This is a genomic window from Streptomyces sp. NPDC032721, assembly GCF_055579625.1.
This window is the reverse complement of sequence record NZ_JBVIMX010000001.1, coordinates 1,402,950-1,422,695: the sequence shown is the minus strand read 5'-3', so window position 1 is coordinate 1,422,695 and position 19,746 is coordinate 1,402,950. Positions and strand designations below refer to the sequence as shown.

Annotated in this window: 13 protein-coding genes; 11 read left to right on the top strand and 2 right to left on the bottom strand. The window is 71.9% G+C overall.

From position 1 onward, the window contains the following. The first annotated feature begins 85 nt into the window (after positions 1-85). The 6 genes from miaA to hflX all read left to right on the top strand — a co-directional run bounded on the left by miaA (position 86) and on the right by hflX (position 8,252). A complete protein-coding gene (gene miaA / locus ACZ5PB_RS06070; RefSeq protein ID WP_468688131.1) occupies positions 86-1,024 on the top strand; it encodes a tRNA (adenosine(37)-N6)-dimethylallyltransferase MiaA in 939 nt (312 codons plus the stop codon). 107 nt (positions 1,025-1,131) lie between these two features. Further along, on the top strand, positions 1,132-1,626 hold the full coding sequence (locus ACZ5PB_RS06065) for a hypothetical protein (protein WP_468688308.1): 495 nt from the start codon (positions 1,132-1,134) through the stop codon (positions 1,624-1,626). Positions 1,627-1,681: 55 nt separating this feature from the next. Beyond that, the gene (gene dapF / locus ACZ5PB_RS06060; RefSeq protein ID WP_468688129.1) at positions 1,682-2,578 is read left to right on the top strand and encodes a diaminopimelate epimerase; all 897 of its coding nucleotides are present in this window, start codon (positions 1,682-1,684) and stop codon (positions 2,576-2,578) included. 162 nt (positions 2,579-2,740) lie between these two features. Further along, a complete protein-coding gene (locus ACZ5PB_RS06055; RefSeq protein WP_468688127.1) occupies positions 2,741-4,993 on the top strand; it encodes a RelA/SpoT family protein in 2,253 nt (750 codons plus the stop codon). Between the two features lie 87 nt (positions 4,994-5,080). After that, positions 5,081-6,565, top strand: coding sequence for a M1 family metallopeptidase (locus ACZ5PB_RS06050; RefSeq protein ID WP_468688126.1), 1,485 nt, complete (start codon positions 5,081-5,083; stop codon positions 6,563-6,565). 208 nt (positions 6,566-6,773) lie between these two features. Further along, positions 6,774-8,252: a GTPase HflX gene (gene hflX / locus ACZ5PB_RS06045; RefSeq protein WP_468688125.1), complete on the top strand. Its 1,479-nt coding sequence runs from the start codon at positions 6,774-6,776 to the stop codon at positions 8,250-8,252. Positions 8,253-8,357: 105 nt separating this feature from the next. Here the strand turns inward: hflX and ACZ5PB_RS06040 are convergent, their stop codons facing one another. Together ACZ5PB_RS06040 and ACZ5PB_RS06035 are read right to left on the bottom strand one after the other, a co-directional pair. Next, positions 8,358-9,551, bottom strand: coding sequence for a trypsin-like serine peptidase (locus ACZ5PB_RS06040; RefSeq protein ID WP_468688124.1), 1,194 nt, complete (start codon positions 9,549-9,551; stop codon positions 8,358-8,360). Positions 9,552-9,717: 166 nt separating this feature from the next. Next, positions 9,718-10,941: a trypsin-like serine peptidase gene (locus tag ACZ5PB_RS06035; protein WP_468688123.1), complete on the bottom strand. Its 1,224-nt coding sequence runs from the start codon at positions 10,939-10,941 to the stop codon at positions 9,718-9,720. Between the two features lie 308 nt (positions 10,942-11,249). Here ACZ5PB_RS06035 and ACZ5PB_RS06030 point away from each other — a divergent pair, with 308 nt between their 5' ends. The 5 genes from ACZ5PB_RS06030 to ACZ5PB_RS06010 all read left to right on the top strand — a co-directional run bounded on the left by ACZ5PB_RS06030 (position 11,250) and on the right by ACZ5PB_RS06010 (position 19,722). After that, positions 11,250-12,722: a diaminobutyrate--2-oxoglutarate transaminase family protein gene (locus ACZ5PB_RS06030; RefSeq protein WP_468688122.1), complete on the top strand. Its 1,473-nt coding sequence runs from the start codon at positions 11,250-11,252 to the stop codon at positions 12,720-12,722. Positions 12,723-12,762: 40 nt separating this feature from the next. After that, the gene (locus tag ACZ5PB_RS06025; protein WP_468688121.1) at positions 12,763-14,775 is read left to right on the top strand and encodes an IucA/IucC family protein; all 2,013 of its coding nucleotides are present in this window, start codon (positions 12,763-12,765) and stop codon (positions 14,773-14,775) included. Between the two features lie 100 nt (positions 14,776-14,875). After that, positions 14,876-15,631 (top strand): GNAT family N-acetyltransferase, encoded by a 756-nt coding sequence (locus ACZ5PB_RS06020; protein ID WP_468688119.1) that lies wholly within the window; start codon positions 14,876-14,878, stop codon positions 15,629-15,631. A 168-nt stretch (positions 15,632-15,799) separates the two neighbouring features. After that, a complete protein-coding gene (locus tag ACZ5PB_RS06015) occupies positions 15,800-17,701 on the top strand; it encodes an IucA/IucC family protein (RefSeq protein ID WP_468688307.1) in 1,902 nt (633 codons plus the stop codon). Positions 17,702-17,739: 38 nt separating this feature from the next. Then, positions 17,740-19,722, top strand: a complete 1,983-nt coding sequence (locus ACZ5PB_RS06010) for an ATP-dependent DNA helicase (RefSeq protein ID WP_468688118.1) — start codon at positions 17,740-17,742, stop codon at positions 19,720-19,722. The last annotated feature ends 24 nt before the right edge of the window (positions 19,723-19,746 follow it).

The following is a 19,746-nucleotide window of genomic DNA, read 5'->3' as shown; positions in this document are numbered from 1 at the left end:
AACCTCGCAACAGGCAACGACCCCGATCGCGCGTCGTCACGTAGCTCGTTCGGGGACGGGCCCGGGGGTTTGCGAGACTGGGGAAGTGAGAACTGCAGCTCCCGCACCGCGGGTCATCGCCGTCGTCGGTCCCACCGCGGCCGGAAAGTCCGATCTGGGCGTCGCCCTCGCCCAGCATTTCGGCGGCGAGGTCGTCAACGCCGACTCCATGCAGCTCTACCGGGGGATGGACATCGGGACCGCCAAACTGACGCCCGCGGAACGCGGCGGCATCCCGCACCACCTCCTCGACATCTGGGACGTCACCGTCACGGCGAACGTCGCCGAGTACCAGCGGCTCGCCCGCAAGGAGATCGACCGGCTGCTCGGCGAGGGCCGCACCCCCGTGCTCGTCGGCGGCTCGGGCCTGTACGTCAAGGCGGTCATCGACGTCATGGAGTTCCCCGGCACGGACCCCGAGGTGCGCGCCCGCCTGGAGGCCGAGCTGGCCGAGCAGGGCCCCGGCGCCCTCCATCTGAGACTCGCCGCAGCCGACCCCGCGGCAGGCCAGGCGATCCTCCCCAGCAACGGCCGCCGCATCGTCCGCGCCCTCGAAGTGATCGAGATCACCGGGCGCCCCTTCACCGCGAATCTGCCCGGCCACGAGTCGGTGTACGACACCGTGCAGATCGGTGTCGACGTCGCCCGCCCGGAACTCGACGAACGCATCACCGCGCGCGTGGACCGGATGTGGGAGGCGGGCCTGGTGGAGGAGGTGCGCACGCTGGAGGAGCAAGGGCTCCGCGAGGGCCTCACCGCCTCCAGGGCCCTGGGATACCAGCAGGTACTGGACGCACTCGCCGGTGACCGCACCGACGACGAGGCGCGCGCCGAGACCGTGCGCGCCACCAAGCGCTTCGCCCGGCGCCAGGACTCCTGGTTCCGCAGGGACCCCCGCGTCCACTGGCTGAGCGGCGCGGCCGAGCACCGTGCGGAACTCCCGCACCAGGCGCTGGCGTTGGTCGAACGGGCGGTCACAGCCTGATCACGTGATGGCATCGGGACGCTCCGCCCGTCATTCCGGTGTCCGCGCGCGTGCCATCATCGAGCTTCGATCGACTGTTGGAGTCCGAGTGGGGAGGGCGCGTGGCGATGGAGGCCGGCCCTCGCGACAGAGCACAGGAAGAACCGGAGCGGTTGAGTCCTGACGGGCCCGGAGAGCAGCCCATGACACCGGGGGACATCCCTTCGGGCGAGATTCCCGACGGCCCGGGCGGAGCCGAGGTCCCCGGACTTCCGGAGCCCGAGGCCGAGGTCGAGGTGGAGCTGCGCCCGCAGCGCCGGCTGCGGATCTGGCAGCTCGCCCCGATCGTGTCGCTCGCCGCCGTCGGCTCGCTGATGTTCGCCTTCCCGCTCGCCTTCGAGATCGGCGACGGCGGAGCGGTCGTGGCCATGCTCGGTCTGCTGATCAGCTGCTGCGCCGCGGGCTGGGGCATGATGGCCGCCCGCCGGGTCGGCTACACCTGGCCGGGACTGCCCGCCCGGGGCTCCGGCGGACGCGCCGACTGGCGGGTCGCCGCCCTGTACGCGGTGGTGTGCCTGACACTCGTCGCCCTGGCGGTCTGGCGCGTCGCCCGGCTGCGCTGAGCCACCGCACCGGCCCGGAGATCCGTTGTCGGACCGGACCTCTACGATGGATCGCGTGACCACCGCACCCGCTGCCTCCGCACCGATCGCCTTCCTCAAGGGCCACGGCACCGAGAACGACTTCGTGATCGTTCCCGACCCGGACAACGCCATCGACCTGCCCGCCCCCCTCGTCGCCCGGCTGTGCGACCGCCGGGCCGGCATCGGCGGCGACGGCCTGCTGCACGTGGTGCGGTCCGCCGCGCACCCCGAGGCCCGCGAGATGGCCGACCGGGCCGAGTGGTTCATGGACTACCGCAACGCGGACGGCTCCGTCGCGGAGATGTGCGGCAACGGCGTACGCGTCTTCGCCCGCTACCTGCAGCACGCGGGCCTGACCACGGCCGGTGACCTCGACGTCGCCACCCGGGGCGGCGTCAAGCGCGTCCACCTCGACAAGGACGGCGGCGTCACCGTCTCGATGGGGCGTGCCGTGCTCCCCGAGGGCGAGGTGACCGTCTCCGTGGGCGAGCGCTCCTGGCCCGCCCGCAACGTCAACATGGGCAACCCGCACGCGGTCGCCTTCGTCGAGGACCTGGCACACGCCGGGAACCTCTACAGCGCGCCGCCGTTCAGCCCTGCCTCCGCCTACCCGGACGGGGTGAACGTCGAGTTCGTCGTCGACCGGGGCCCCCGGCACGTCGCGATGCGCGTGCACGAGCGCGGTGCCGCCGAGACCCGCTCCTGCGGGACCGGCGCGTGCGCCGTGGCCGTGGCCGCCGCCCGGCGGGACGGGCAGGACCCCACCGTCACCGGCAGCCCGGTCACGTACACCGTGGACGTCCTCGGCGGACGGCTCCTGATCACCGAACTGCCGGACGGCGCGATCGAGATGACCGGCCCCGCAGTGATCGTGGCCGAGGGGCGTTTCGACCCGGTCTGGCTGGAAAACCTCGAAATCACCGGCGCATAGTGCTTCGCTCGAACGAGTGATCCGGTTCACGCCGGGCGGGACCCGGTCAGCACCGCATGATGGGCTCGGTAGCATCAAGCACCGGCCCGGACGGGACACTCCCGACGAAGGCAGCGGGAGCCACCACCCGCCCACCGCCGGTCGAGGCTGCCGGAGGTGCCCATGAGTGCAGAGGCCACCAACCCCAACGGTGTGTCCCCGGAGATCCGCCCGCTGACCCAGCCGGCGGCACTCCCGAGGGCCGACCGGAGCCGCAGGCGCGGCCGACCCAGGATCGACCTGCGCAGGCTCGGCAGGGCCGCCCTGCTCGGTCCCGCCGGCCGGGGCCGGACCCCCGACGCGATCGCCCATGTGGCCGAGGCCCACCGCGCGCACCATCCGGACGCCGACCTCACGATCCTCAGCCGGGCGTACGTACTGGCCGAGTCGTCGCACCGGGGCCAGATGCGCAAGAGCGGCGAGCCGTACATCACCCACCCGCTCGCCGTCACACTGATCCTCGCCGAACTGGGCGCCGAGACCACCACCCTGACCGCGTCACTGCTCCACGACACCGTCGAGGACACCGACGTGACCCTCGATCAGGTGCGGGAGCAGTTCGGCGAGGAGGTCTGCTTCCTCGTCGACGGCGTCACCAAGCTGGAGAAGGTCGACTACGGCGCCGCCGCCGAGCCCGAGACCTTCCGCAAGATGCTCGTCGCCACCGGCAACGACGTACGCGTGATGTCGATCAAGCTCGCCGACCGGCTGCACAACATGCGCACCCTCGGCGTGATGCGCCCCGAGAAACAGGTCCGCATCGCCAAGGTCACCCACGACGTGCTCATCCCGCTCGCCGAGCGCCTCGGCGTACAGGCGCTCAAGACCGAGCTGGAGGACCTGGTCTTCGCGATCCTCCAGCCCGAGGAGAACGCGGCCACGCGCGCGTTGATCGACTCCAACGCGGCCCACGGCGACCCGCTCTCCCCGATCGCCGAGAACGTCCGGGGCGTCCTCAAGGAGGCCGGCATCACCGCCGAGGTCGTCATCCGGCCCCGGCACTCGGTCTCCGTGCACCGGATCTCGCGCAAGCGCGGCGAGCTGCGCGGCACCGACTTCGGGCGACTGCTCGTCCTGGTGGCCGAGGACGCCGACTGCTACGCGGTCCTGGGCGAGCTGCACACCTGCTTCACCCCGGTGATCTCCGAGTTCAAGGACTTCATCGCCTCGCCGAAGTTCAACCTCTACCAGTCGCTGCACACCGCGGTGGCCGGCGGCGACGGGGCGGTCGCCGAGATCCTCATCCGTACGCACCAGATGCACAAGGTCGCCGAGGCGGGCGTCGTCGCGCTGGGCAACCCGTACGCCCAGCCCGACACCACCGAGCCCACCGTCGACGGCGAACGCGCCGACCCCACCCGGCCCGGCTGGCTCTCGCGCCTCCTCCAGTGGCAGGAAGCGACGCCCGACCCGGACGCCTTCTGGTCCTCGCTGCGGGCCGACCTCGCGCAGGACCGCGAGATCACCGTCTTCCGCTCCGACGGCGGCACCCTGGGACTGCCCGCGGGCGCGAGCTGTGTGGACGCCGCGTACGCGCAGTACGGCGAGGCCGCCCACGCCTGCATCGGCGCGCGCGTCAACGGACGGCTGGCGACGCTCAGTACGGTGCTGCGCGACGGCGACAGCGTGCAGCTGCTGCTGGCCCACGACGCGGCCTCGGGGCCCTCCCCGGACTGGCTCGACCACGCCCGCACCCCCGCTGCCCGCATCGCCATCGCGGGCTGGCTCGCCGACCAGGACACCGCACACGACCAGGGGCCGCCGAAGGGCGACAGCGCGGACCGGGGGCCCGCCGGGTCCCCGGCGGCCGTGCCGGGCGCCCCGGGCGCTCACACGGCCACCGAGGGGGCCCCACGGCATCCCGCAGAGAGCGCGGGGAGCGCGGGGACCGCCGCGAGCACCGCGAGCACCGGGATCGCGGCCGGCGCGGAGAACGCCGTGACCGACCTGCCCGACGTCAGCATCCGGATGGCCGGCTGCTGTACGCCCGTCCCGCCCGACCAGGTACTGGGCTTCGCCGTCCGGGGCGGAGTCGTCACCGTCCACCGCGAGGGCTGCGCCGCCGTGGCCCGGATGCGGGCGCTCGGGCGCGAGCCCGTCGAGGTGCGCTGGCAGGACACGGCGGACTGCCGGGTGACCCTGATCGCCGAATCGTTCGGCCGCCCCCACCTGCTCGCCGACCTCACCGAAGCCATCGCGACAGCCGGCGTCGAAGTCGTCTCCGCCACCGTCGAACCGCCCTCGGAACAGCGCGTCCGGCACACGTACACCCTCCAACTCCCGGACGCCACCGGCCTGCCCGCGCTCATGCGCGCGATGCGGGAAGTGGCCGGGGTGTACGACGTCAGCCGCGCACAGCACACGGCGACCGGCTGACCGCCGGCGGGCGGCCACCGCCGCTCGTTCGGGTGGCGCGCGCGTGCCGTCCCCCGGTACGGACACGCGCGCTGATAGCGGTAGTTCATGCTGCTCACCTCACGGCGCCTGCGTGCCGCCCTGCTGGCCGCCGCCTCCGTCACCCTCGTCGGAGCCGGCCTGCCCGCGTCCGGCCCCCTCGGCATCGGCGACCCGCTCTTCCCGCACCTGGGGAACCCCGGGTACGACGTCCTCTCGTACGACATCGACCTCGCCTACGGCGGCGACAACAGCAAGCCGATGGACGCCACCACCACCATCGAAGCGCGCGCCACCCAACGGCTGGAGCACCTCAACCTCGACTTCGCGCACGGCACCGTCCGGTCGGTCGACGTGAACGGCACGCGCGCGGGGTTCACCGCGACCGGCGAGGACCTGGTGATCACGCCGGGGAAGGCGGTCCGCGAAGGCCGCCGCACCGTCATCACCGTCCGGCACACCAGCGACCCGGGCGGGAACATCACCGACGGCGGCTGGGTGCGCACCGGCGACGGGCTCGCCATGGCCAACCAGGCGGACGCCGCACACCGCGTCTTCCCCTGCAACGACCACCCCTCCGACAAGGCGTACTTCACCTTCCGGGTCACCGCCCCCAAGGGGCAGACGGTCGTCGCCAACGGACTCCCCGCCGCCGCACCGCGCACCGTGAAGGGCCTCAAGGGCGCCAAAGCCGCGGTCTCCTGGACGTACCGCACCCGCCACCCCATGGCGACCGAACTCGCCCAGGTGTCCATCGGCCGCTCCGCCGTGCTGCACAGGACCGGACCGCACGGGCTGCCCGTACGGGACGTGGTGCCGGCCGCCGACGCCGAACGGCTGGAGCCCTGGCTGAAGAAGACCCCCGGCCACCTCCGGTGGATGGAGGAGCGCGTCGGGCGCTACCCGTTCGAGACGTACGGACTGCTGGTCGCGGAGGCCACCACCGGGTTCGAGCTGGAGACCCAGACGCTGTCGCTCTTCGAACGGTCGCTGTTCAACGGCAACGACTACCCCGAGTGGTACGTCGACTCGATCATGGTGCACGAACTGGCCCACCACTGGTTCGGCAACAGCGTCTCGCCGCGCTCCTGGTCCGACCTGTGGCTCAACGAGGGACACGCCACCTGGTACGAGGCGCTGCACGCACAGAAGCACCGCCCCCTGAAGGAGCGGATGAAGGAGGCCTACGGCCGGTCCGACGAATGGCGGCGCGCGGGCGGCCCGCCGGCCGCGCCCAAGCCCTCCGAGCCCGGACAGAAGATCAGCATCTTCCGTCCCGTGGTCTACGAGGGAAGCGCCCTGGTGCTCTACGCGCTGCGCCAGGAGATCGGCGAGGCGGCCTTCGCGCGGATCGAGCGACGCTGGGTGAGCGAGAACCGCGACTCGGTGGCCACCACCCAGGATTTCGTGGACCTCGCCTCGGACGTCGCGGGGCGCGACCTCTCCGGCTTCCTGAAGCCGTGGCTGTACGGGGAGAAGACGCCGCCGATGCCGGGCCACCCGGACTGGCGGAGCGTGCCCGCGCAAGGCCCCGACAGGGCGGCGAAGCGCTGACGCAACGGGCCCTGGACCGTACGCGGAGGGCCGATAAACCCGTGTGACGACCGGACCGTGCCGTGCGACCATCGACGGGTCGACGGCGCGGCCGGACGGGAATTTTTTTACCGGAACCTTCGGGAATCATCCGGGACCGTCACGCGTTGTGACTGTCGACGGAGGCTTTCCCGGCTTCCTCGCCCCGACACGACGACGTAAGGATCCAATGACCCCCTCCACTTCTTCCCCTTCCACGAACGACAACATCACAGACAGCCTGCGGGCCGATGCCCTGATGGAAGAGGACGTCGCCTGGAGCCACGAGATCGACGGAGAGCGGGACGGCGACCAGTTCGACCGCTCCGAGCGTGCCGCGCTGCGCCGTGTGGCCGGACTCTCCACCGAGCTTGAGGACGTCACCGAAGTCGAGTACCGGCAGCTGCGCCTGGAGCGCGTCGTGCTGGTCGGTGTGTGGACCTCGGGGACCGCGCAGGACGCGGACAACTCCCTCGCGGAGCTGGCGGCGCTCGCGGAGACCGCCGGAGCCCTGGTGCTCGACGGCGTGGTCCAGCGGCGCGACAAGCCGGACCCGGCGACGTACATCGGCTCGGGCAAGGCACTGGAACTGCGGGACATCGTCCTGGAGACCGGCGCCGACACCGTGGTCTGTGACGGTGAGCTCAGCCCCGGCCAGCTCATCCACCTGGAAGACGTCGTCAAGGTCAAGGTGGTCGACCGGACCGCCCTGATCCTCGACATCTTCGCCCAGCACGCCAAGTCCCGTGAGGGCAAGGCGCAGGTCGCGCTCGCGCAGATGCAGTACATGCTGCCGCGACTGCGCGGCTGGGGTCAGTCGCTCTCCCGGCAGATGGGTGGCGGCGGCGGTGGCGGCATGGCCACGCGTGGTCCCGGTGAGACCAAGATCGAGACCGACCGGCGACGGATCCGCGAGAAGATGGCGAAGATGCGCCGGGAGATCGCGGAGATGAAGACCGGCCGCGAGCTCAAGCGCCAGGAGCGCAGGCGCAACAAGGTGCCCTCGGTCGCCATCGCCGGGTACACCAACGCGGGCAAGTCCTCGCTGCTCAACCGCCTCACCGGCGCGGGCGTGCTGGTGGAGAACTCCCTGTTCGCCACCCTCGACCCGACCGTGCGCCGTGCCGAGACGCCCAGCGGGCGGCTCTACACGCTGGCGGACACCGTCGGCTTCGTCCGGCACCTGCCGCACCACATCGTCGAGGCGTTCCGCTCCACCATGGAGGAGGTCGGCGACTCCGACCTCATCCTGCACGTGGTGGACGGCTCGCACCCGGCGCCGGAGGAGCAGCTGGCCGCCGTGCGCGAGGTGTTCCGGGACGTCGGCGCCGTCGACGTACCGGAGATCGTGGTGATCAACAAGGCGGACGCGGCCGACCCGGTCGTCCTCCAGCGGCTGCTGCGCATCGAGCCGCGCGCCATCGCGGTCTCGGCCCGTTCGGGCCAGGGCATCCAGGAGCTGCTGGAGCTCATCGACCGTGAACTGCCGCGCCCCTCGGTCGAGATCGACGCGCTCGTGCCGTACACGCAGGGCGGGCTGATCTCGCGGGTGCACGCCGAGGGCGAGGTGCTCTCCGAGGAGCACACCGGCGAGGGCACGCTGCTCAAGGCCCGGGTGCACCCGGACCTGGCGGCGGAGTTCTCGACGTTCGTCCCGGCCGCGCACTGACGGCTCGTACGACCGCAGGACCAAGGCCGAAGGCCCGTACCCCTTTCGCAGGGGTACGGGCCTTCGGGCGTGCGGGGGCGGCCGAGCGCTGCCGCTACTTGGCGGTTACTTGCTGCCGTACTTCTTGCTCATCATCGTGTAGATCTGCTGGGCGCCCTGACCGAGCCTCGGTCCTGCCAGCCAGCCGTGGGTGACCGGGCCGATCGAGGTGTTGGAGACCAGCGCCAGCTTGCCGTTCGGCTTGGCCATGAACCAGCCGCCGCCGGAGGAACCGCCGGTCATGGAGCAGCCGATGCGGTGCATGGTGGGCGTGTTCGGGCTGATCGACAGACGGCCAGGACGGTCGATGCACTTGTGCATGATCACGCCGTTGTAGGGCGGGCCCTGCGGGTAGCCCCAGGCGCCCATCGAGCCGATCCGCCGGGTGTCGGGGGCCTGGAAGTCGACGTCGATGGCCGCGCCGACGGTCTCCTCCAGGGACTTGCCGCTGCCGTTCTCGGGCTTCACGTGCAGCACGGCGTAGTCGTACGGTGCGCCGGTGCCGCCCGTCGGACCGCCGTTGCGGATCCACTCGCCGGAGGTCGCGGCCCAGTCGGCCCAGAAGACGCCGTACGGCGCGTGCTCCTCGAAGGGGGCCTTCTGCAGCGCGGCGGGGGACTTGCCGTTGTTGTTGTACGCGGGCACGAAGGTGAGGTTGCGGTACCAGCCACCGCCACCGCCGGCGTGCACACAGTGCCCGGCGGTCCACACGAGGTTCGACCTGCCCGGGTTGTTCACGTCCTTGATGACCGTGCCGGAGCAGACCATCGAGCCCTTGGGGCTGTCGAAGAACAGCTTGCCTACCGGGGCGCCGTGCTTCGTGTACGGAGTCTTCTCGCGCGCCGCCCGCACCGGGCGCGGCTCCGGGTCGGAGACGCCCTGGCCGCCGGAGAGGTCACCGGCCGCCATGGTCTTCGCCGGGTCCGACGCGGTGCGCATCCGCTCCGGCTTCCAGAGACCGGCGATGACAGGGTTGACGAAGTCCTTGGCCTCGCGCAGCCACTTGTCCTTGTCCCAGTTCTTCCACTCGCCGTTCTTCCACTTCTCGGGGTCGACGCCGTGCTCCTTGAGCTTGTCGGCGATGTCCTTGGGAAGTGCGAGGTCTCCGCCGCTCTGGTCGCCCGCGGGCGCCGGGGTGGCGGGCGCGGGGGCCGACGGCTTGTCGGTCGCCTTGTCCTCGGTGGGGCCGCAGGCCGTGGCCGTCAGCGCGAGGGCCGCGGCGAGGCCGGTTGCGGCCAGCAGCGGACGTATGGGTCGCATGGAAGGTTTCCCCCTGTGTGCTTTCTGAGCGCTTTCACATCTGATGTGTCATGAGCGTGTCATGCCAATAGCCGGCATGACACGCGAGGAAGTGCAGTGCGGAAGGTAGCAGAGGGGGCCTCCGGGCTCGTGCCGAAGGCCCCCGCAGGGCTGCCGGGGCTGCTCGTTACTTCGAGCCGGCCTTGTCGTAGATGGCCTTCGCCTCGGGGCCGAGCCTCGGTCCGGCCAGCCAGCCGGCCGTGACCGGGCCGATCGAGGTGTTGGAGACCAGCGCGGGCTTGCCGTCCTGGCCCTGCGCCACCCAGCCGCCGCCGGAGGAACCGCCGGTCATGGTGCAGCCGATGCGGTACATGGTCGGCTGCGCGGGCTTCACCGAGAGCCGCCCCGGCTTGTCCGCGCACTGGAACATGCGCTCACCGTCGAACGGCGGCGCCGCCGGGTACCCGGTCGCCCGCATGTTCGCGATCTTCGGCACGGCCGGTGCGTCGAACTCGACCGGCAGCGCGGAACCGACCGTCTCCTCCAGGGACTTGCCGGTGTTGGTCTCCGGCGTGACGCTCAGCACCGCGAAGTCGTACGGCGCGCCCTCGCCGCCGGTCGGACCGCCCTGGGCGATCCACTGCGCCGAGGTGTGCGCGCTCTTGGCCCACCACAGGCCGTACGGCGCGAGGTCCTCGCGGGTGGGCTTGGAGGCGGGCGACTTCGCCTGGTTGTTGTAGGAGGGGACGAAGGTGATGTTGCGGTACCAGCCGCCCTTCTTCCCCGCGTGCACGCAGTGGCCCGCGGTCCACACCAGGTTGGACTTGCCCGGGTGGGCCGGGTCCTTGACCACGGTGGCGGAACAGGCCATCGATCCCTCGGGGGAGTCGAACAGCAGACGGCCCGCCTCGGGGGCACTGGCGTGGTACGGAGCCTGGGCGGCCCGCGCCGGAAGCCGGGCGGGGGTCGGGTCCGTGACGCCCTTGTCGCCCGAGATGTCATTGTCGACGGGCTGCTGGGGCTGCTTGTCCGCGTCCTTCATGCGGTCCGGGTCCCACAGGCCCGCGATGATCGGGTTGACGAAGTCCTCGGCCTCGCGCAGCCAGTCGTCCTTGTTCCAGTTCTTCCACTCGCCGTTCTTCCACTTGTCCAGGTCGATCCCGTGCTCCTTGAGCCGGTCCTTGAGATCGTCCGGAATCGTGATCTTGCCGTCGTCGGTGCCGCCGGTGGCACCGGCCGAACCGGCGGCCGACGCGGACGGAGAGCCGCCCGCACCGTTCTCGGTGGGCCCGCAGGCGGACACGGTCAGGGCGAGCGCGGCGGTGAGACCGACCACGGACAGCAGGGGTGCGCTTCTGCGACGTGCGCTCCTCCTACGGGTTGCGTTGCAGGTCGGGCGTATGGGTCGCATGTCTTGATCCCCCTGGGACTTCGAACGTGACGGGTCGGACGGGCCGGGCCGTGGCGGCGGTCGTCGCGCTTGTCGCGACTGTCGCGGAGCGCGACCCCGCTGCCGCCGGCGCGCGGCCCCCACTATGCCGGTGCCGATGGGGACGGCCAACGGCAGGGCCGCGGTTCCGCCGCCGGAAGGATCTTCCGATTGCCCGTGATCCTTCGGGGTCACTGTCGTTGGTACGTACGAGGGATGTCGGTACGCCGTTCAGTCCTCCGGGGGCAATGCGCACATACGTACCTGCAACAGGGGGAGGACCAGCAGTCGTGGCCGTGACCGAACCTGCTCCGGCGATGGCACCGGGAGCACAGCCGACCGTCGCGCACGAAGGCATTCTGCGCCGCCAGTCGCTGCGCGAGTCCGCGGCGAGAACGTACGCGCGGTCGCTGCCGATCGTGCCCGTACGCGCGCGTGGACTGACGATCGAGGGCGCCGACGGGCGGCGCTACCTCGACTGCCTGTCCGGCGCGGGGACGCTGGCGCTCGGCCACAACCACCCGGTGGTCCTCGAAGCGATCAAGAAGGTCCTCGACTCGGGGGCGCCGCTGCACGTCCTGGACCTCGCCACCCCGGTCAAGGACGCCTTCACCACCGAACTGTTCGAGACCCTGCCGCGCGAACTCGCCGACAACGCCCGGATCCAGTTCTGCGGTCCGGCCGGGACCGACGCCGTCGAGGCCGCGCTGAAACTGGTCCGCACCGCCACCGGCCGCAGCGGACTGCTCGCCTTCACCGGGGCGTACCACGGGATGACCACGGGAGCGCTCGACGCCTCGGGCGGTGCGCCGGACGTACGGGTGACCCGGCTGCCCTACCCGTACGGCTACCGCTGCCCGTTCGGGACCGGCGGGGAGCAGGGGGCCGAGCTCTCCGCCCGGTGGACGGCGAACCTGCTCGACGACCCCAAGGGCGGAGTGCCGCAGCCCGCCGGAATGATCCTCGAACCCGTCCAGGGCGAGGGCGGGGTGATCCCGGCGCCCGACGGCTGGCTGCGGCGGATGCGGGAGATCACCGCCGCCCGCTCGATCCCGCTGATCGTGGACGAGGTGCAGACCGGGGTCGGCAGGACCGGGACCTTCTGGGCGGTCGAGCACAGCGGGACCGTGCCCGACGTGATGGTCATGTCCAAGGCGATCGGCGGCAGCCTGCCGCTGGCCGTGATCGTCTACCGGGCCGACCTGGACGCCTGGCGGCCGGGCGCCCACGCCGGGACCTTCCGGGGCAACCAGCTGGCCATGGCGGCGGGCGCGGCGACCATGGCGTACGTACGGGAGAACGGGCTCGCGGCGCGGGCCGGCGCGCTCGGGGCGCGGATGCTCGGGAAGCTGCGGCAACTGGCCGCCGCACACCCGGTCATCGGGGACGTACGGGGCCGAGGGCTCATGATCGGCATCGAACTCGTGGACCCGGAACGGGGCGCGGACACCTCGGCCGACGGCCTCGCCACCGGATTCCCCGCGCGCGTGTCCCCCGCTCCCGCATGCCCCGCGCTCGCCGCGGCGGTCCAGCAGGAGTGCCTGCGGCGGGGGCTCATCGTCGAGGTCGGCGGACGGCACTCCGCCGTCGTCCGGCTGCTGCCGCCGCTGACCCTCACCGACGAACAGGCGGACGCCGTACTGGACCGGCTCGCGGACGCGCTCGCGGCCGCCGAGCGATCGCCGTACCGCGACGAACAGCGTCGCCCGGGGCCGCCCCGCCAGGAGCTGTACCGCAAGGAACCGACCGGTACGCCGTGCTGATCCAGGCAGGCACCGGAACAACCTCACAAGGAAGCCCTCCGTGAACCCCACACCCGCACCCGACACGTACGAGGACAGCACAGTCGAGACGGCCGTGGAGACAGCCGTCGTCGAGACAGACGTAGAGGCAGACGTCGAGGCAGATGTCGAGGCGGCGGCCGAGACAGTCGGCTCCGGGGAGCCGGTGACCGTCCCCCGGCAGAAGTCCAAGGCCCACGGAGGGCAACGGGCCCCGGAGATCGGCTCGTTCCGCGCCCTGCCCGACCCCCTCGACCATCCCGACCCGTTGACCGCCGCGGACGCGGCCGGGGTCGAGAACCTGCTGCGCTGCTGGGTGCGCGAGACCGGCCTGCCCCGCCCCGCCGGACCCACCCTGCGCATCCCGCTCGAAAACAGCGGCACCTCCCTCCTCGTACCGGTCCGCTACTGGTCGGCCTGCGGCTGGCACCGCTTCGGGATGCCGGTGCTGGCGAGCGGCCCCCGGCTGGCCCCGACCGTCGACGCGGTCACCCTCGCCTCCCTCCTCGGCAGGGAGAGCGGCGGCCCCACCGTCGCCGCCCCTTCCGCGAGTGCGGGTGGGGAGCAGGTGCGGACGACACCCGGCGTGCCGACGGGCCGCGGAGACGGCGCCGACCTGGTCGGCAGGGTGGCCGACTCGGTGCGCCGTACGGCTGACTTCATCGCCGAGCGCCGCCGGAGTCCGGAGCCAGCCGCCGGGGCAGACCTCTTCCTCACGGCCGAGCAGTCCCTCCTGCTAGGGCACCCCACGCACCCCACCCCCAAGAGCAGGGAAGGCCTCTCCGAAGCCGAAGCACGCCGCTACTCACCCGAGTTGCGCGGCAGCTTCCCGCTGCACTGGATGGCCGTCGACCGGTCCGTGCTCGCGCAGGAGTCCGCCTGGACCGAGAGGGGCCGCACCCTCAAGGCCGAACAGATCGTCTCGCGGCTGGCCGGTGACCTCCGGCTCCCCGAAGGCACCGCCGCACTTCCCCTCCACCCCTGGCAGGCACGCGAGGCGGCCCTGCGGCCCGGCGTCGCCTCGCTCCTCGACGCCGGGCTCCTGCACGACCTCGGCCCGTCCGGCGACCGCTGGTTCCCCACCTCCTCCGTGCGCACCGTCCACCGGCCGGGCGCCGCCGCGATGCTCAAGCTGTCCCTCGGCGTACGCATCACCAACTCCCGCCGGGAGAACCTCCGCAAGGAACTCCACCGGGGCGTCGAGGTGCACCGTCTGCTGCGCGGCGGACTCGCCGAGGAATGGCACGCGGTCCACCCGGAGTTCGACATCGTGCGCGACCCGGCCTGGCTCGCCGTGGACGACCCGGACGGGGGACCGGTCCCCGGCCTCGACGTGATCCTGCGGCACAACCCCTTCGGTCCCGACGACGACGCCGTCTGCATCGCGGGCCTCACCGCGCCCCGCCCCTGGCCGGGAAGGACCGGCATGCACTCCCGGCTCGCCGACCTGGTGGCCCGGCTCGCCGCCCGTACCGGAAGGCCCGCCGGAGCCGTCTCGGCGGAGTGGTTCCTGCGCTACCTGGACCAGGTCGTACGGCCCGTGCTCTGGCTCGACGGCCGTGCGGGCATCGCGCTGGAGGCCCACCAGCAGAACACCCTGGTCCTGCTCGACCACGACGGCTGGCCCGTCGGCGGCCGCTACCGCGACAACCAGGGCTACTACTTCCGAGAGTCCCACCGCGAGGCACTCGAAGCGAGGCTGCCCGGCATCGGCACCCGCAGCGACACCTTCGTCGCCGACGACGTCACCGACGAGCGCTTCGCCTACTACCTCGGCATCAACAACATCCTCGGTCTGATCGGAGCGTTCGGCGCCCAGCGTCTCGCCGACGAACGCGTCCTGATCGCGGCACTGCGCCAGTTCCTCGGCAAGGCCACCGGCCTCGGATCGCCCCTGCCCGGCCACCTGTTGGACACCCCGGAACTCCGCTGCAAGGCCAACCTGCTGACCCGGCTGCACGGCCTGGACGAACTGGTGGGCCCGGTCGACACCCAGTCCGTCTACGTCACCATCGCCAACCCCCTCCGCAAGTGACTCCTCGTCCCACCGAGCTGAACTGCATCGAACCGAACTGCATCGAACCGAACTGCATTGAACCGAACTGCGCCGAACTGCATGAGAGGAGAGCGCCCGCGTGCCTCCCACCGATGCGAGCACCCGAGCCGGGGTCGAGACGACCCCCGGTGACACCCGCCCCTGTGACACCCGTACGGCCGTGACGACGCCGGCCAACGAGGAAACGCTGGAACTCCTGCTGCCCGACGAGTTCCTGGCCCGGTTCCGGACCACAGGGGACGGGCCGCCGGGCCGCGCCGAACTCCTGGACTCCCTCGCGGACTGGGCCCCCGCCACCACCCCCGCGGGCGAGTTCCGGCTCGTCCCCGTGCGCCCCGCCCACGACCTGGCGCTCATCAGCCGGTGGATGAACGACCCCGCCGTCGCCGCCTTCTGGGAACTGCCCGGCGGCGAGGAGGTCACCGCCGCCCATCTGCGCCCCCAACTGGAGGGCGACGGCCGCAGCATGCCCTGCATGGGCGTCCTCGACGGCAAGCCGATGAGCTACTGGGAGATCTACCGCGCCGACCTCGACCCGCTGGCCAGGCACTACCCGGCCCGCCCGCACGACACCGGCATCCACCTCCTCATCGGCGGCTCCGCCGACCGGGGCCGCGGCCTCGGCAGCACGCTCCTGCGCGCCGTCGCGGACCTCGTCCTCGACCACCGGCCGTCCTGCACCCGGGTCGTCGCCGAACCGGACCTGCGCAACACCCCGTCCGTCGCGGCCTTCCGGCGAGCGGGGTTCAGCCTCCGTACCGAGCTGGAACTCCCCACCAAGCGTGCCGCGCTGATGGTGCGCGACCGCGACCGCGCGCACCTTCCCCTGCGGTAACCACACCGGAACCGCCGCTCCCCGCACCTGCTCGCTGCTCCTGCTCCCCACTGCTGCTTCAACAACACCGCTCGTTCCGCATCGGTCCCAGCCCGAGGAGTCACCGTGTCGAAGCCGGCCCCCGCATCCGTCCCTGCTCCCACCTCCTCCACCGCCGCCACCGCTCCCATTCCCGTACCGGCACAGGCGCCCGCCAACGCCACCGACCGGCAGCCCGCACCGACCGCACCGGCCGACCCGGCCGCACCGGCCGACCCGCCGCCCCTGGCCGACCCGCCCGAACTCACCGCGGAGGCCTGGGACCTTGCGGGCAGCCGCCTGCTCGCCAAGACCCTCGCCGAGTTCGCGTACGAGGAGATCGTCGAGCCGGTACCGGACGCCGTCCGGCAGCCCGCCGCCTCCGGCAGTGACGACGCCCCGTACACCCTCCGCCTGGACAACGGCGAAATAGTGTCCTTCCGTGCCCGCCGAGGCTCCTACGGCAGCTGGCAGGTGGACCCCGGCACCATCGAGATCCAGGACCAGGACGGCGCCGGCCGCGCCTTCCACGACCCCGTACGGTTCCTGGTGCTGGCCCGCCGACTGCTCGAACTCGACGGCGCCACCCTCGGCCACCTGGTCCGCGAGCTCACCGCCACCCTCGCCGCCGACGCCCGCCTCGACCGCAGCGCCCTCACCGCCGACCGGCTCGCCGACCTCGGCTACGCGGAACTCGAAGGCCACCAGACCGGACACCCCTGGCTCGTCCTCAACAAGGGCCGCGTCGGCTTCTCCGCCCAGGACGCCGCCACCTGGGCCCCCGAGGCCCGTACTCCTGCCGGACTTCCCTGGATCGCGGTCAGCACCACCCTCGCCCGCTACCAGGGAGTGCCCTCCCTGGCGACACCGGAACAGCTCTACGCGCGCGAGCTCGACAGCACCACGCGCGCGTGCTTCGACTCCGCCCTGCGCGAGCGGGGCCTGAACCCCGCCTCGTACCTCTATCTGCCCGTGCACCCCTGGCAGTGGGACGAGTCGATCCTGCCGCTCTTCGCACCGGCCGTCGCGCGGGGCGAGATCGTGCCGCTGCCCTCCGACGGTGACCTGCGGCTGCCCCAGCAGTCCATCCGTACGTTCCTCAATCTCAGCCGCCCCGACCGGCACACCGTCAAGCTCCCGCTGTCCGTACTGAACACCCTCGTCTGGCGCGGCCTGCCCACCGAGCGCACGGTCGCCGCACCCGCCGTCACCGCCTGGGTCCAGGGGCTCTACGAGAGGGACCCGTTCCTGCGGGACGTGTGCCGGGTCGTGCTGCTCGGCGAGGTCGCCTCGGTGGCGGTCGAGCACCCCGTCTACGACCACCTGCCCGAAGTCCCGTACCAGTACAAGGAACTCCTCGGCGCGATCTGGCGCGAACCCCTCGACAGCCGCCTCGCCCCCGGCGAACGCGCCCGCACCCTGGCCGCCCTCCTGCACACCGACCCGAACGGCAGGGCCTTCACCGCCGAACTCGTCGCCCGCTCAGGACTGGCCCCCGCCGCCTGGCTCCGCCGCCTCTTCGAGGCGTTACTGCCGCCCCTGCTGCACTTCCTCTACCGGTACGGGACCGTCTTCTCGCCGCACGGCGAGAACGCCATCGTGATCTACGACGAGAACGACGTCCCGGTCCGCCTCGCGATCAAGGACTTCGTCGACGACGTCAACGTCAGCGCCGAACCGCTGCCCGAGCACGACGGCATGCCCGACGACGTCCGGCGGACCCTGCTCACCGAGCCGCCGTCCTTCCTCACCCAGTTCATCCAGTCCGGCCTGTTCATCGGGGTGTTCCGCTACCTCGCCCCGCTCTGCCAAGCCCAACTGGGCGTACCGGAAGCGGAGTTCTGGTCACTCGTACGGGCCGAGATCCTCCGCCACCACGCGCGCTTCCCCGAGCTGAAGGACCGGTTCGAGACGTTCGACCTGCTGGTGCCGCGGCTGGAGCGGCTCTGTCTCAACCGCAACCGGCTGCACACCGACGGCTACCGCGACCGTCCGCACCGCCCGCACGCCACCGTGCACGGCACCGTCCCCAACCCGCTGCACCGGCCGTGACCGCCGTTGTCAGTGGTGCGTCGTAGGGTGGTCGGGCTATGACGAAGCCCTCACTCCCCGAGCTCCTCCACGCCGCCGTCGCCTCCGTCGGCGGCGTGGAACGGCCAGGCCAGGTCACCATGGCCGAGGCCGTCGCCGAAGCGGTCGACGACAATTCCCACCTGCTCGTCCAGGCGGGCACCGGCACCGGAAAGTCCCTGGGCTATCTGGTGCCGGCGCTGGCCCACGGCGAGCGCGTCGTGGTCGCCACGGCGACGCTGGCCCTCCAGCGGCAGCTCGCCGAGCGCGACCTGCCGCGCACGGTGGAGGCGCTGAAGCCGCTGCTGCGGCGCACCCCGCAGTTCGCCATGCTCAAGGGCCGCTCCAACTACCTCTGTCTGCACCGGCTCCACGAGGGCGCCCCGCAGGACGAGGAGGAGGGTCTCTTCAATCCGATCGAGCAGTACGACTCGTCCTCCGGCCCGTCCAGCAAGCTGGGCAAGGACCTGCTGCGGATGCGTGACTGGGCCGACGAGACCGAGACGGGCGACCGCGACGACCTCACCCCCGGAGTCGCCGACAAGGCGTGGGGGCAGGTGTCGGTGTCCTCGCGCGAGTGCCTGGGCGCCAGCAAGTGCGCGTACGGTGCCGAGTGCTTCGCCGAGGCGGCGCGCGAGCGGGCCAAGCTGGCCGACGTCGTCGTCACCAACCACGCACTCCTGGCCATCGACGCCATCGAGGGCGCCCCGGTGCTCCCCTCGCACGAGGTGCTGATCGTCGACGAGGCGCACGAACTGGTCTCCCGGGTCACCGGAGTGGCCACCGGCGAACTCACCCCCGGACAGGTCAACCGGGCGGTCAAGCGCGCCTCGAAGATCGTCAACGAGAAGGCCGCCGACGCGCTGATGACCGCGTCCGAGTCCTTCGAGCGGCTGATGGAACTGGCACTGCCAGGACGTATCGAAGAGGTCCCCGAGGACCTCGGGTACGCCCTGATGGCACTGCGCGACGCCGCGCGTACGGTGGTCTCCGCGCTGGGCTCCACCCGCGACAAGTCCGTCACCGACGAGGACGCCGTGCGCAAGCAGGCCCTCGCCATGATCGAGAACATCCACGGCGTGGCCGAGCGCATCTGCAACGGCTCCGAGTACGACGTCATCTGGGTCGAGCGCAACGACCGCTACGGGACCGCCGCGCTGCGCGTCGCCCCGCTCTCCGTCTCCGGCCTGCTGCGCGAGAAGCTCTTCACCGACCGCTCGGTGATCCTCACCTCCGCCACCCTCAAGCTGGGCGGCGACTTCAACGGTGTCGGCGCCTCGCTGGGGCTCGCCCCGGAGGGCACCCAGGGCGAGGATCTGCCGGTCTGGAAGGGCCTGGACGTCGGCTCGCCCTTCGACTACCCCAAGCAGGGGATCCTGTACGTCGCCAAGCGCCTCGCCCGCCCCACCCGGGACGCCGGACGCGAGGACATGCTCGACGAGCTGGCCGAGCTGATCGAGGCCGCCGGCGGGCGCACGCTGGGGCTCTTCTCGTCCATGAAGGCCGCCCAGACCGCGGCGGAGGCGCTGCGCGAGAGACTCGACGTGCCGATCCTGCTCCAGGGCGAGGACACCCTCGGAGAGCTGATCAAGAACTTCGCCGCCGACCCGCAGACCTGCCTGTTCGGCACGCTCTCGCTGTGGCAGGGCGTCGACGTACCGGGGGCGAGCTGCCAGCTCGTGGTGATGGACAAGATCCCCTTCCCGCGCCCCGACGATCCGCTGATGAGCGCCCGCCAGAAGGCGGTCGAGGAGAACGGCGGCAACGGCTTCATGGCCGTCGCGGCAACCCATGCGGCCCTGCTGATGGCCCAGGGCGCGGGCCGCCTGGTGCGTGCCATGGGCGACAAGGGTGTGGTCGCGGTCCTGGACCAGCGCCTCGCCACGGCCCGCTACGGCAGCTACCTCAAGGCCTCGATGCCCGACTTCTGGTTCACCACCGACCGCAACCAGGTCCGCCGCTCGCTGGCCGCCATCGACGCCGCGGCCAAGGCTTCGGAGTAGGGGGCGGGCCCGCTGCGGCATCCC